The sequence below is a fragment of the Shewanella phaeophyticola genome, assembly GCF_025398315.1.
Lineage (GTDB): Bacteria > Pseudomonadota > Gammaproteobacteria > Enterobacterales > Shewanellaceae > Shewanella > Shewanella phaeophyticola.
This window is the reverse complement of the sequence record NZ_JAODOQ010000001.1, coordinates 2,046,784-2,061,325: the sequence shown is the minus strand read 5'-3', so window position 1 is coordinate 2,061,325 and position 14,542 is coordinate 2,046,784. Positions and strand designations below refer to the sequence as shown.

The 14,542-nt window shown below is 42.5% G+C and carries 3 protein-coding genes, 1 tRNA gene and 6 pseudogenes; 7 read left to right on the top strand and 3 right to left on the bottom strand.

Annotated features, from left to right (window positions below):
• Window positions 1-194: 194 nt before the first annotated feature.
• Both N4T56_RS09595 and N4T56_RS09590 read right to left on the bottom strand, forming a co-directional pair.
• Window positions 195-1,915, bottom strand: a pseudogene (locus tag N4T56_RS09595) (phospho-sugar mutase).
• A 233-nt stretch (window positions 1,916-2,148) separates the two neighbouring features.
• Window positions 2,149-2,826 (bottom strand): glutathione S-transferase family protein, encoded by a 678-nt coding sequence (locus N4T56_RS09590; RefSeq protein WP_261733075.1) that lies wholly within the window; start codon window positions 2,824-2,826, stop codon window positions 2,149-2,151.
• 204 nt (window positions 2,827-3,030) lie between these two features.
• On the opposite strand from N4T56_RS09590, the gene N4T56_RS09585 reads away from it, so the two are divergent.
• On the top strand, window positions 3,031-3,657 hold the full coding sequence (locus tag N4T56_RS09585; RefSeq protein WP_261733074.1) for an HD domain-containing protein: 627 nt from the start codon (window positions 3,031-3,033) through the stop codon (window positions 3,655-3,657).
• A gap of 22 nt (window positions 3,658-3,679) precedes the next feature.
• On the opposite strand, the pseudogene pabB reads toward N4T56_RS09585, so the two are convergent.
• Window positions 3,680-5,117: pseudogene (gene pabB, locus N4T56_RS09580) on the bottom strand (aminodeoxychorismate synthase component I).
• Window positions 5,118-5,315: 198 nt separating this feature from the next.
• Between pabB and N4T56_RS09575 the strand changes: the two are divergent.
• The 6 genes and pseudogenes from N4T56_RS09575 to N4T56_RS09550 all read left to right on the top strand — a co-directional run bounded on the left by N4T56_RS09575 (window position 5,316) and on the right by N4T56_RS09550 (window position 14,468).
• Window positions 5,316-6,875 (top strand): annotated as a pseudogene (locus tag N4T56_RS09575) (fumarate hydratase).
• 190 nt (window positions 6,876-7,065) lie between these two features.
• A pseudogene (locus N4T56_RS09570) lies at window positions 7,066-9,118 on the top strand (dipeptidyl-peptidase 5).
• Between the two features lie 752 nt (window positions 9,119-9,870).
• Window positions 9,871-10,492, top strand: a pseudogene (locus tag N4T56_RS09565) (YchE family NAAT transporter).
• 268 nt (window positions 10,493-10,760) lie between these two features.
• Window positions 10,761-10,850, top strand: a tRNA-Ser gene (locus N4T56_RS09560).
• Between the two features lie 135 nt (window positions 10,851-10,985).
• Window positions 10,986-12,275, top strand: coding sequence for a DEAD/DEAH box helicase (locus N4T56_RS09555; RefSeq protein WP_261733073.1), 1,290 nt, complete (start codon window positions 10,986-10,988; stop codon window positions 12,273-12,275).
• A gap of 391 nt (window positions 12,276-12,666) precedes the next feature.
• Window positions 12,667-14,468, top strand: a pseudogene (locus N4T56_RS09550) (DUF885 domain-containing protein).
• Window positions 14,469-14,542 lie beyond the last annotated feature (74 nt).

Sequence of the window (14,542 nt, the reverse complement as noted above, 5' to 3'; positions counted from 1 at the left end):
CTTTTATCGTTTAATAGATCAGTTTCATCTAGTGTCAATTAGTTTAAAGATGCATAACTAATGACACACAGTTATAGTGAAATTTACTCATGATTACAGACTGTTAACAAGGTGTTTAAAACAGATTAAAAACGCCCGTTTTGTTAACGGGCGTTTAACATTAATGCTTTTAGTGATGGGTTATTTCTATTAAGCTAGTTTGGCAAACTTGCTTGATGAGCTTGAATAAATTGCGACATTGCTTGTTCAGCACGTTGTTGTGCGCTTTCCCAGGTATCAGTCACATTCATGGTTTCTACTACTTCGTAATAGCACTTAATTTTAGGCTCTGTTCCCGAGTGCCTTACAATAACGCGAGCGCCATTCTCGAGACAATAAATTAAAACATCGCTTTTAGGTAAATCAATAACGGCAGTCGCGCCATTAGCAAAAGTGCGTAGCGACTGACTTAAATCATCACATGACAGCACTGCATAATCGGCAATGTTTGCAGGTGGGTGTTGGCGTAAGTGCTCGCCTATATTAGGCGTGTCAGGTTTAAGGGCAATACTGACTTGAGCATTAAGGTGAAAGCCATGCTGGCGATAAATGTGTTCTAATTTATCCCAAACTGTTTGACCTTTTTCGGTTAATTCAGCACAAAGTTGGGCAAAAGCCACTAAAGCAGATAAACCATCTTTGTCCCACACCATACTGCCTACGGTATAACCAAGCGCTTCTTCATAAGCGAACAAGAATTGATTGTCGGCTTCGCATTTGTTGATCCCGACATTCATTAACCATTTAAAGCCGGTAAGGGTGGTGTAACAGCTTGCATGTAACGACTGAGCCACTTTAGACAATAAACTAGAAGACACAATTGTGGTGCCCACTAACCGCTGGTGTGCTGGCGCATGTGATAATAAATACTCACCAAATAACACGCCAACTTGATCGCCGGTTAGCATTTTATAGTCGTTGTTTGCCGTGCGAGCCGCTACAGCAAAGCGATCGGCATCAGGATCGTTTGCGCATGCAAGCATGGCTTGATGCTTTTGAGCCTCAGCAATGACTAAATCCATAGCACCTTTTTCTTCTGGATTAGGGAAGTTCACCGTAGGGAAGTCACCGTCTGGTTCGCGCTGCGCCGCTACAGAATACACTTGTTTGAAGCCAGCATCGTGTAACACTGCTTCAGCCATATTAGCTCCAACGCCATGCATGGCGGTATAGGCTAAACTGACGCCTTTTGGATCTGAATGTTGTTGTAATTCACTGGCACTGTGTACCCCTTGACGATACGTCTGATAAAAATCATCTTTAAGCCAAATGAGTTTATCTTGTGCTTTGGCGGCACTGAGCTCCATAAATGGAATAGCTTGAGTTGCAGCCTGTGCAATTCTGGCTGCAATACCTGAGTCGTGCGGTGGAATAATCTGTGCGCCATTTTCCCAATACACTTTATAACCATTATATTGTGGTGGGTTGTGGCTTGCCGTAACCACAATACCTGCCGCTGCATTAAAGTGTTTTACGCCAAATGCGACTAGTGGCGTTGCTGCTACTTGTGTGGTTAAGCGCACGGTAATCCCCATTGCGGTGAGCACGCTGGCAGCATCATGAGCAAAAGTGTATGAATCATGGCGGCCGTCATAACCAATAATGACACCGCGCGTTGCCGCATAACTAATTTGTGATAACAAATATGCACCTAAACCTGCGGTTGTTTGCCTGATAACTAAACGATTCATGGCCATTGGCCATGGCCTACTACACCACGCAGTCCGGCTGTACCAAATGCTAGACGGCCAGAAAACATCGCCGTTAATGCATCTTCATCTTGGTTGTCGACTAGGGTGTGTAATGCTTGTTGGGTTTTTGGGTCTGGGTCTTGCTGTAACCATTGGTTAACTTGATGTTGCAAGTGAGTATTCATGATCAACCTCATTGATAATCATTTTCAAAGGCTATACTAACAGTAGAAAAATAACCTGATAAGAACAAGTTAAATCGTACTATACCAATAGTAAATAATCACAACGTGGCATATTAACTCCCTCACTCATCGCGTTGTGGTGTTTATAGTGAAAATGGCCAAATAAAAACGCGTAGTGCAGGGCATTACGCGTTTTTAATGACTTGAGCTTGATAAACTGAATCTGGATTTAGTTAAGCTTTTGGAAAATTTTGCGGGAAGAAAGCTCGTTTAGCTTCATCATCAAACTCACCTTTAAAGGCGATATCTTTACCAATATTGCGTGCCACTTCAACGGCCGGGCGGGCGCTCACACGATTGTACCAACCTTGTAGATAAGGATACGGTGCTAAACCTTCTTCACCTAATACTACCGTTGCTTTATCAATCCAGCCCCATGCAGATACGTCAGCAATGGTATATTCGTCACCCACTAAGTATTCACGCCCTGCTAAGTGATCGTTTAGCACTTCATAATGACGTTGGACTTCACGTAAATAACGGTTGGTTGCATAGGCGATTTTCTCAGGTGCATGGTGTCTAAAATGAACAGATTGACCAGAAAAAGGACCTAACCCTGTGGCGATAAACATTAACCAAGACAATAACTCACCACGGTGTTGCACTTTACCTTGTAACTGACCCGATTTTTCTGCCAAGTATAATAAAATAGCATTCGAGTCGAACACTCTAACGCCATTATCATCAATGGCAGGCGTCTTTGCATTCGGGTTAATCGCTTTAAACTCAGCAGTATGTTGCTCACCTTTAAGGGTATCTACAGGCACGAGTTCATATGGTAAACCGGTTTCAGCAAGGAATAACGCGACTTTCATTGGATTAGAGCCAGGATGGAAATAAAACTTAAGCATGACTAACTCCTTTTCTATTAATGATGATATTGAAACAGGTTTTGAGTGAATGCTCAAGATGTATTTGAGCAATTGGTCAGTTTCACTTTGAAATGAAAGTTCGGCTAGGTTAAATTTTAAATAATAAATGGTGTTATTGTGATGTGTTTGTCAACTTAAGGTATGCTAAATCACGCTAATAAAAGATTAATTAAGAGGGAGTAAATGATTGAAATGTATGAAACCCATTTCATTGGGTTTATTAATGCAGAAATGCAACAAGACTTGGCGCATGATCTTAATCATGTGAGTCGAGTGGTTAACACAGCAAAAACACTATGTTTGAGTGAAAGCGCTGATCTTGCGGTAGTCATACCCGCAGCTTATTTACACGATTGCTTCTCATTTGCTAAAAACCATCCAGACCGTGCTCAAAGTTCGATTTATGCGGCAGATAAAGCCATCGCGTTTTTAGAGAGTATTAATTATCCTACTCAATTTTTACCTGCCATTCACCATGCGATAGTTGCGCACAGCTTTAGCGCCAATGTAGCGCCACAAAGTGTCGAAGCGAAAGTTGTTCAAGATGCCGACAGGTTAGATGCATTAGGCGCAATCGGTATTGCAAGGTGTCTTCAAGTCAGCACCAGTCTTGGTGTGAGCTTATATCATCTTGATGATCCATTTTGTATAAACAGACAAGCTAATGATCGGCTTTTTGCGATTGACCACTTCTTCACAAAATTATTTAAGCTTGCTGACACCATGCACACCGAATCTGCAAAAATAGAAGCCAGCAAAAGAATTAAGTATATGAAAAGCTTTTTGGCTCAATTAAGTACTGAGATTTAACGGCTTAGAAAATATCAGCGTATTATTGTTTATTAAGATTCTCTAACAAGGGCAAGATTTTACTGACTTTATCAAAGCTTTCTTGGTATTCAGCTTTCGCATCAGAATCTGCCACAATACCGCCGCCCGCCCAACAGTAAATGTTGTTTTGCTCGGTCACTAAGGTGCGAATGGTAATGCTGGTGTCCATATTACCGTTCTGGCTGATGTAACCAATACTGCCGCAATAAAGATTACGTCTTGATGGTTCTAACTCTTCAATAATTTGCATGGCGCGTATTTTGGGCGCACCGGTTATTGAGCCGCCAGGAAAGGCGGCCTGGAGTAAATCAAAGGCATTATGATCGGCTGCCAGTGTGGCTGTGACTGTGCTCACTAAATGGTGCACCGCAGGAAAGCTCTCAATAGCAAATAACGACGGCACCTTAACACTACCAGGCGCTGCTACTTTACCTATATCGTTACGCAGTAAATCCACAATCATGACATTTTCAGCGCGATCTTTTACAGAATGGCTTAGCGTGTCGGCAGCAAGTTGATCCTGAACGGGGTCAATACTGCGTGGCATGGTGCCTTTAATGGGCTTTGTTTCTATCTGTTTTTGCTGTAACCGAATAAAGCGCTCAGGCGATATCGATAACACACAATGCTCGGGCAAACGCATAAATGCTGAAAAGGGCGCTTGGTTAACATGCGACAATGCACAATAAGCTTGCCATTCATCACCTTGATAATGTGCTTCAAAACGCTGAGTTAAATTGATTTGATAGCAATCACCGCTGAGTAAATACTGCTGCACCTGAGCAAATTTTTGCTGGTATTGTTGCTGAGTGAGTTGATTTTGCCATGTTGAGGTTAAGGTAAAATTGTGTGTGGTCGCATGAGACGATTTATTGCTGTTAGACTGAGGCCTTATTTTTGATTGAATTAAATTCACTTCAGTTTCAAGCGCCTCATTTCCGTCATAATGATAAGCATACCAGCAGTTATCTTCATAACTGTAAAGCAAGCAAAAATCATAAAACCCGATATTCATCTCTTGTAGGTGAATATCTTTGTTGGCTGAATGTGGCAGTTTCTCTATACTGCGGCCTAAATCATAACCCCATGCGCCGACGGCACCGACATTAAAAGGGTGTTCACACGCTTGTTGAGTGGGATAAAGCAAAGTATGAATATGGGCTAAGTTTTCAAGGGGCGACAGCGCAGCAGAAGGCGTAATATTAAGTTGCCAAATATCGTGATGGATAGGGGTAAATTGGCACAGGCCATCATCACTGGTTAAGGTCGCAATAGGGTTAATGGCAATAATGTCAAACTTCGCATCTGGATGCACGGCACTGGCAGAGTCGAGTAATATGGCCTCAAGGGTCATCACTAAATAATGCAAACAATTGTTTAGTGTCAATTTTCCAATCTAATTTTTGCCCATAGAGTGTGTTTTTTACCCGCGCAAACATCGATAACCCTTATCTAAAAATGTGATGTAGCCCAAAAAGGATGGAAAGAGTATCATATTGGTCTAAATAGTTAACCTCGTTTGGTAATCGTTTAATGACGCGTGATTGAGTCGGTTAATAATAACGAGATGGCTACTCAAACGATTGTGTTGATAAAGATAATAATGTTAGGCCGCAATGGCTGCTGGAGCGCCCCATATGTCGAGCAATACCCCTACAACTACTTCCAATACTCCTGTTGTAATTAAACAGGCCGACTTTATTGAAAGTATCGCCGATTCACTACAATACATTTCTTACTATCACCCGAAAGATTTTGTTGATGCGATGTACAATGCTTACAAGCGTGAACAAAGTGCAGCGGCCAAAGATGCGATAGCGCAAATCTTAATTAACTCGCGTATGTCAGCAGAAGGTAAGCGTCCTTTGTGTCAAGACACGGGGATTGTGACTACATTTGTTAAAATTGGTATGTCGGTACAGTGGGACAAAACCGATATGACAGTACAAGAAATGGTTGATGAAGGTGTACGCCGTGCTTACACTAATCCAGATAATCCATTACGTGCATCGATTGTCGCAGATCCTGCTGGCGCGCGCAAAAACACCAAAGACAATACCCCGTCGGTGGTACATATTGACATGGTTGCGGGTAATCAGGTTGAAGTGATGATTGCAGCTAAAGGCGGCGGCTCTGAAAACAAATCAAAAATGGCGATGTTAAACCCATCTGATGACATTGCAGCTTGGGTAGAAAAAACCTTACCGACAATGGGTGCGGGTTGGTGTCCACCAGGCATGCTCGGCATAGGTATTGGCGGCACGGCTGAAAAAGCCGCGGTAATGGCAAAAGAGTCGCTAATGGATCCTGTTGATATTCACGAGTTAATGGCGCGCGGCGCAGAAACAACTGAAGAGAAGTTACGTGTAGATATTTTTGAGCGCGCTAACAACTTAGGTATAGGTGCGCAAGGTTTAGGTGGTTTAACAACCGTGCTAGACATTAAAATCAAATCAGCGCCAACTCATGCGGCTTCTAAGCCTGTCGTGATGATCCCAAATTGTGCAGCAACCCGCCATGTGCATTTTCATTTAGACGGTACAGGTCCAGTTGATTTAACACCACCATCATTATCTGATTGGCCAGAAATCACTCGTGAAGCGGGCGAGAATACTCACCGTGTTAACCTGGATAACATCACTCAAGCTGAAATCGAAACTTGGAACAGTGGTGATACCTTATTGCTTAACGGTAAAATGTTAACCGGTCGCGATGCAGCGCATAAACGCATCCAATCGCTGTTAGATTCAGGCGAAGGTCTACCTGAGGGTGTCGATTTTACAGGTAAGTTTATTTACTACGTCGGCTCATGTTGATCCTGTGCGTGAAGAAGTGGTTGGCCCAGCAGGCCCAACAACAGCAACCCGTATGGATAAATTTACCGACATGATGTTAGACAAAACCGGTCTAATGGGCATGATTGGTAAATCTGAGCGTGATCGCTGAAACCGTAGCGTCAATTAAAAAGCATAAAGCTGTGTATTTAATGGCAGTGGGCGGCGCGGCTTATTTAGTGTCTAAAGCCATTAAAAAAGCCCGTGTTGTGGCATTTGAAGACTTGGGAATGGAAGCTATTTACGAGTTTGAAGTACAAGATATGCCTGTAACCGTTGCTGTAGATTCTAATGGCGTTAATGCTCACGAGACTGGCTACTGCAATATGGAAAGTGAATATTGCCAATAGCAAAGCCAAATAATCGGCGTTATTTACGGCAAACACATAGACTCACTACAGTGTCAATGTGATAAGACGCTCAGGTTTACAGCTTTTTACAAAAGGCCTGTTGCCTGAGCGTTTTGCTTTCGCTAGTCTGCAATACATATTTATCGTAAGCCATGCACAACACGGCTCACAATCACTACTAAAACAACTGAGACTCCATAACAATGAAAAAGTCCTCTGTATTATTTGCACTGGTTGCCGCCGGAATGGCAACATCAGCGCTTGCGGCTGAGCCGACACCTTTTAATGTGCAGCAATTAGTTAATTTAAATAAATTGCATTCTGCCGCAGTATCAAATGACGGTAAAAGCCTAGTTTATGGCGTTAAAGTGGTTGATGACCAAGGTGAAGCCAGCTCAGATCTGTATCTACTCGATTTAACCAATAAAAATGCACAGCCTAAACAGATAACCGCTGCGGCAGGTACTGAACATGATGTGAGTTTTTCTGCCGACAATAAATCGATTTATTTCCTTGCGAGCCGCACGGGCACCAGCCAGTTATATCAATTGGCCTTAATGGCGGTGAAGCCATGGCTGTTACCGATTTACCATTAGATGTAAATGGTTATAAATTGTCGCAAGATGGTAAGCAAGTGGTCATGACCCTGCGTGTGTTCCCTGAATGCAAAGACTTAGCTTGTTCTAAAGACAAGTTTACCGCCATTGATGAAAGCAAAACTTCGGGGCGCGAATATAAGCAATTAATGGTTCGTCACTGGGATACTTGGGAAGACCATGCCCGCAATCATTTATTTGTTGGCCAATTAAACGGTAAAAAAATCACTGAGCCTACCAACGTTACCGCTAATCGCGATACAGAAACGCCGCCCAAGCCGTTTTCTGGCATGGAAGAGGTGACCTTTACCCCTGATGGTAAACACGTGGTATATAGTGCTAAAGCGCCAAGTCGCGATCAAGCCTGGACCACTAATTACGATTTATGGCAAGTGCCTGTTACCGGTGGTGAAACCGTTAACTTAACCGAAGCAAACGCTGCATGGGACTCACAGCCAACGTTCTCAGCTGATGGCCGTTATTTAGCGTACTTAGCCATGACCAAGCCAGGTTACGAAGCGGATCGTTACCGCATCATGCTACGTGACAATGTTACTGGCCAAGAAAAAGAAGTCGCCCCCCTGTGGGATCGCAGCCCAAGTTCACTGACATTCAGTGCCGATGGCCGTACTCTGTACGTTACCGCACAAGATGTTGGGCAAGTGTCAATTTTTGAAGTGAACACCCAATTTGGTGATGTGCGTCCAATTTACAACCAAGGCAGTAACAGTTTAATCGCCGTGACGAACAACCAATTGATTTTCAAAAAATCATCTTTAATTGAACCGGGTGATTTATTTAGCGTAACAACAGAGGGTGAGCACCTTACACAGCTAACTGACGTCAACAAAGACAAACTAGCTAACATCAAATTTGGTGAGTATGAGCAGTTCAACTTTAAAGGTTGGAATGATGAAACCGTGCATGGCTACTGGATTAAACCGGCTAACTATGTCGAAGGTAAACAATACCCGATTGCGTATTTAGTACACGGTGCATGCACAAGGGTCATTTGGTAACAGTTTTAGTGGTCGTTGGAACGCACAGCTTTGGAGCCGGTGCAGGTTATGGCGTCGTGATGGTCGACTTCCACGGTTCTACTGGTTATGGCCAGGCATTTACCGACTCTATTGGTAAAGACTGGGGCGGAAAACCACTAGAAGATCTTAAAAAGGGCTTGGCGTCTGTTACCGCGCAACAACCTTGGTTAGATGCGAATAATGCATGTGCCTTAGGAGGTTCATACGGAGGCTACATGATGAACTGGTTCCAAGGTAACTGGAACGACGGTTTCCAATGTCTTGTTAACCACGCAGGTTTATTTGATATGCGCTCAATGTATTACGTGACTGAAGAACTATGGTTCCCTGAATATGAATTTGGTGGCACGTACGACAAAAATAAAGCACTGTTTGAGAAGTTTAACCCAGTGAACTATGTTGAAAACTGGAAAACGCCAATGTTAGTGATCCACGGTGAAAAAGATTACCGTGTCCCCTATGGTCAAGGCTTAGCGGCTTACACTTACATGCAACGTAATGGTATTCCATCAGAATTGTTAGTGTTCCCAGATGAAAACCACTGGATTTTAAATCAAGACAATTTACAACAGTGGTACAAAAATGTACTCGGTTGGATGGATCGCTGGACAGCAAAATAGTTATTATACCATTTCCATTAATTATGTGAACAATCAGAGTCGCTCAGACTGTTCAGTTTGAGGCGCATTGTTGAAATAATGGTTATTCCCTTCTAAGGCAATGCAACAAAGAAATGGACAGTCTGAGCGCCTCCTGCAAGGCGGGTTTCTGTGCCTTCTATGCTGCTTAATAGTATTTTGACGTAGAGCAACTATGCCTACAATCCTATTACTTGCCTAGAAGACACAGAACTCCCGCTGAATGACCAGATAATTAGTGGAATTGGTATTACCATGAGCTAAATCGATAACGTTAATATCACTCAAAACGGTATTACGGATTAAGCAAGAGATGTCATCATAGATGGCATCTCTTTTTTTATGTCTACGTTTACCTTAACGTTAGTATTTTTCATCATGGTTATTTTATGTTCAGCTTAGTGTTGTATGGCAAAGATACAGATCTAAAAAAGAGAACGCGATCAATAATGCTGATTTGTGTGATTTTTCAGCACTAATTGTGTATTAAAACCATAAAAACACGGCAGAAACGCGAATGATGAAATAAAAATACGCAAAACATTATTATAAACATTTGGTGATAATGGTTATCAGGGGATTTTTAAGTAAATCGCATTAGCTTTTCTAAGGCAAAGTGGCATTAAAATAGCAAAAAATCTCATTATGTAAATCAACATGTTTCGGCTACATTAGCGCGCTCAGAATCGAGCGTCAAAACAGGTTATATCAAGAGGGTTCAGTTAGTGGATTTTATGCTTTATATCAAGTTCTTCTTAGGACTGTTAGCGATTATCAATCCGGTAGGGTTATTACCTGTTTTTGTCAGCTTGACGAGCCATCAAACCGAAATTGAGCGTCAACATACCAATCGGGTGGCAAACTTTGCTGTGGTGGTCATTTTATTGGTGACTATGTTTGCCGGTCAGCATATTTTGAGTATGTTTAGTATTTCACTCTCTGCCTTTCGAATTGCCGGCGGTAGCTTGATTTGTATTATCGCGATGTCGATGTTGCAAGGTAAAATCAGTGAAGTTAAACGCAACCAAGAAGAGGACCGTGAGTCTTCGGGCATGGAGTCTGTCGCGGTTGTACCTTTAGCGCTGCCTTTAATGGCGCTCGGGTGCCATTAGTTCGGTGATTGTATTTGCAGCTGAGCACAACAAAATGGTTAACTTCATCGGGATGTTTTTAACCATTGTCACTTTAGGTTTAGTGAGCTGGGGATTATTCCGCATGGCACCGGTGTTATTTAAATTTTTAGGAAAAACAGGTATTAACGTGATTACTCGTCTGATGGGCTTATTAATGCTGTCGTTAGGCATTGAGGTTATTTCAGCGGGTGTAAAAGGCTTGTTTCCAAGTTTGATTGGATAGATTTTGCTTAAGTTGTCGAGCATTTGTGCAAACGTTTGATAGTGGGGTGATTTAGCTTGACCCGCTATCGGCATTTGCGTAAAGTACGCCACGTTCGACATCACCGCTAGTTATGATTTATCTCATTTAACGAGAATATAACGACAAAAAAACGGCAATGATGGTTTACTGATGGCTCTTGCAAGCATTATATCGTAAACGGGCGTACAGAGCGGTAAACAAACAATATTTGGATTTACATACAAAATGTATTTAAATCCGCAAAATTGGTGAGCTGGCTGAGTGGCTGAAGGCGCACGCCTGGAAAGTGTGTTTAGGTTAATCCCTAACGAGAGTTCGAATCTCTCGCTCACCGCCAAACTTGAAAAAAGACGTCTTCGGACGTCTTTTTTCATTTCCGAACGGTTATTTATAAGCGTTTTTCACTTGATCCTTGAGTGAATGCTATACTGACACCACGCTATTATTTGTTCTATTATTGAGTACTCATTTCATGCCATTTTCGACACTTGGATTACGCGACACTATTGTCAAAGCCTTAGCTGAAGTGGGTTACAGCAACCCAACACCTATCCAACAACAAACCATTCCGGTGATTTTACAAGGCAAAAACTTGCTTGCGGCCGCGCAAACCGGTACCGGTAAAACCGCCAGTTTTGTGCTGCCAATATTAGAGCGTTTAGCCGACACACAAACTCAACGCAAAAAGCGTATTCGCGCGCTTATTTTAACACCTACTCGTGAACTTGCCGTGCAGGTTCAAAGTAATATTGTGGCGTATGCTAAACATGTGGGGGTGTCATCGTTTGTGATATACGGTGGTGTTGATGAAAAGCCGCAAAAACAAGCGTTAATTGATGGCGTTGATATTTTGGTGGCAACCCCTGGGCGTTTACTGGATTTATACACCCAGCGCGCAGTGCATTTTGATGAGCTAGAAGTGTTAGTGCTTGATGAAGCTGATCGCATGTTAGACATGGGCTTTATTGAAGACATCAATAAAATCATCGACAAACTGCCATCAGAGCGCCAAAGTTTGTTGTTTTCTGCGACGCTATCAAACCAAGTTCGTGCACTTGCAAAAACCGCCATTCATCGTCCGGTTGAAATCTCTGTCATTGCTGATAAAAGCTCAGCACCCAAAATTTCACAATGGTTAACCACGGTTGATAAAGACAAAAAATCAGCATTATTGAGTCATTTAATTAAAACACAAGCTTGGGATCAAGCGCTGATTTTCATAGAAACCAAGCAAGGTGCTGCCAAGTTAGTGAGTCAGCTCGAAAAGCGCGACATTGAGGCAGAATGCATTCACAGTGGCCGCAGCCAGCCAGTACGTGAACAAATTTTAGCGGATTTTAAATCGAGGAAGATTAAATATCTTGTGGCAACTGGCATAGCGTCTCGTGGTATCGATATTGACGATTTATCACGCGTCATAAACTACGACTTACCGTATCCTGCTGATGATTACATTCATCGCATTGGTCGTACTGGGCGGGCAGGTGCCGTTGGTGAGGCGATATCGTTTGTTTCTAAAGATGACTTTAAAAATCTGTGCATGATTGAAAGTCGATTAGGCCATTTGCTAGAACGTAAAGTGATTGAAGGGTTTGAGCCGAAAAAGCCGGTACCTGAGTCAATACTCAATCATGTACCGAAAAGCCGTCAAAATAAACCCAAAACTCAAGATGAAAGACCCACCTTAAGTTTGGGTAAGTCTAAAGGCGACAACACTGATTTTAGAAAAGCCAAAACGCAAAAGGCGCCAGTCAAAAAATAGCCTAAGCCTAATCCTTGGAATTTGTAACGCTTTGATGATGACTTAAGCGCTGCCATGCGCTTAAGTCATGCCTATTAATCTTGTCACCTGCTGGTCTGCCACACGCCTTTTACCATTAGATTAACGCAATTGACCTTAAGGGCTACGCTCGACCCTTTTATTATACCTACGGCTAAACGCTCGCCCGATTCAATTCCTCAGCTACTCAAAAACTATTGCCGTTATCAAAGTTAATTTGTGTCACAAAAGGTGTCTAGTTGCTGCAAAACAGCGACGAACATGGTTAACTATATGGATAGTAAAAAATCATTTAAGGCTTTGGTGTTAACTACATGCATAACACCATAAACACCAATCAAAAATACAAAAACAATAAATTTAGGGACATAATATGAACAAAGCATTATTGCCTATGGCCATCTCTTTAGCGCTAGCAAGTTTGCTAGGCTGTAGTGACAATCAAACGAGTGTTGCAACTGAACAAACCGCAGCAACAAAAGACGTTACCTCTGTGGTCGCCCCAAAAACTGTAGACTTTGACCAATACTCACAACAGTTTATTGATGAATTATGGCAGTTGTCGCCCACCTGGGCGCTTTACAGTGGCAAACACGTTAACGACGGCTATTTAGAGATCCCAAACAAACAAAGCCGTGATAACACGTTGGCTTTTGTCGATAAACAGCAAACGGCATTAGCGCAATTTGACCCGTTGACACTCAGCCCTAATCAACAGATTGACTATAAACTCTTGGTTAACCTCGTAGAGTCAATGAAATGGGATGTACAACGTTATAAAAGCTGGCAATGGGATCCGTCTAACTACAATGTTTCTGGTGGCTTTGCGCAAATTATCAACGAAGACTTTGCTCCGCTTGATGAACGCCTAGCGTCAGTTATTGCCCGCCTTGAAAATGTACCTGCCTATTATGAGGCTGCCAGAGCAAACATCAGTGACCCAACCTTAGAACACACCCAATTAGCCATCATGCAAAACAAAGGGGCGTTTTCGGTATTATCTGATGCGCTAGTCAAGCAAGTTGCAGACTCAGGGTTAACCGCAGAGCAAAAAGCATTATTTACCACGCGCTTTGAGGCCGCGGCCGCCGCAATAACACAGCATATTGAGTGGCTAACCGAACTTGAAGCAAAACTGACAAAAGACGGTGCGCGTGATTTTCGTATTGGTGAAACCCTATACGAAGAAAAGTTTGCCTTTGATATTCAGTCAGGCATGACAGCAAAACAGCTTTATGACAAAGCCGTGGCGGATAAAAATCACATCCAGCAAGAAATGGCTAAAATCACCACAAAAATTTGATCCACTTACATCGATACACCAAAACCTGCAGATGACAAGGTAGCGATTCGTCAGTTAATCGATGTGTTATCAGCAAAACATGTTAAGCGAGAGAACTTTGTTGAAGAAGTGCGTAAACAGATCCCCGCATTGATCAAATTTGTCAACGACAAGCAACTCGTTACCCTTGACCCTGACAAACCATTAATTGTACGTGAAACACCTGAGTATATGCGCGGGTTTGCTGGAGCGTCTATTAGCGCTCCCTGAGCCGTATGATCAAGGCGGTAATACCTATTATAACGTGTCGCCATTAGATAGCATGAGTGATGAGTCAGCCGAAAGCTATTTACGTGAATATAACCACTGGATTTTACAGGTACTGAATATTCACGAGGCGATCCCAGGCCATTACACCCAGCTTGTATACTCAAATCAATCTCCAAGCCTAGTGAAAAGCTTATTTGGTAATGGTGCCATGATTGAAGGATGGAGCCGTTTACACCGAGCGCATGATGCTCGAAGAGGGCTATGGCGATTTTGAACCTGAAATGTGGTTAATGTATTACAAATGGAACCTGCGAGTAATATGTAACACAATTTTAGATTACAGCATTCAGGTTAAAGGCATGGGTGAGCAAGAGGTGATAAACCTACTTGAAAACGAAGCCTTCCAACAACGTGCTGAGGCAGAAGGTAAATGGCGCCGTGCAACATTAAGCCAAGTGCAGCTTACTAGCTATTATGCGGGCTATCGTGAGATTTATGATTTCCGTGAGCAGCAAAAAGCCAAACTAGGCGATGATTTTGACTTAAAACAGTTCCATGAACAGTTTTTAAGCTACGGCAGTGCACCAGTCAAGTTTATTAAACAGTTAATGACTGATAAATAATCATCACAGTCAGTATTGTAAAAATGGCCTGATATTTCAGGCCATTTTTGTACCTAAGCCAAAAATATGTTGAT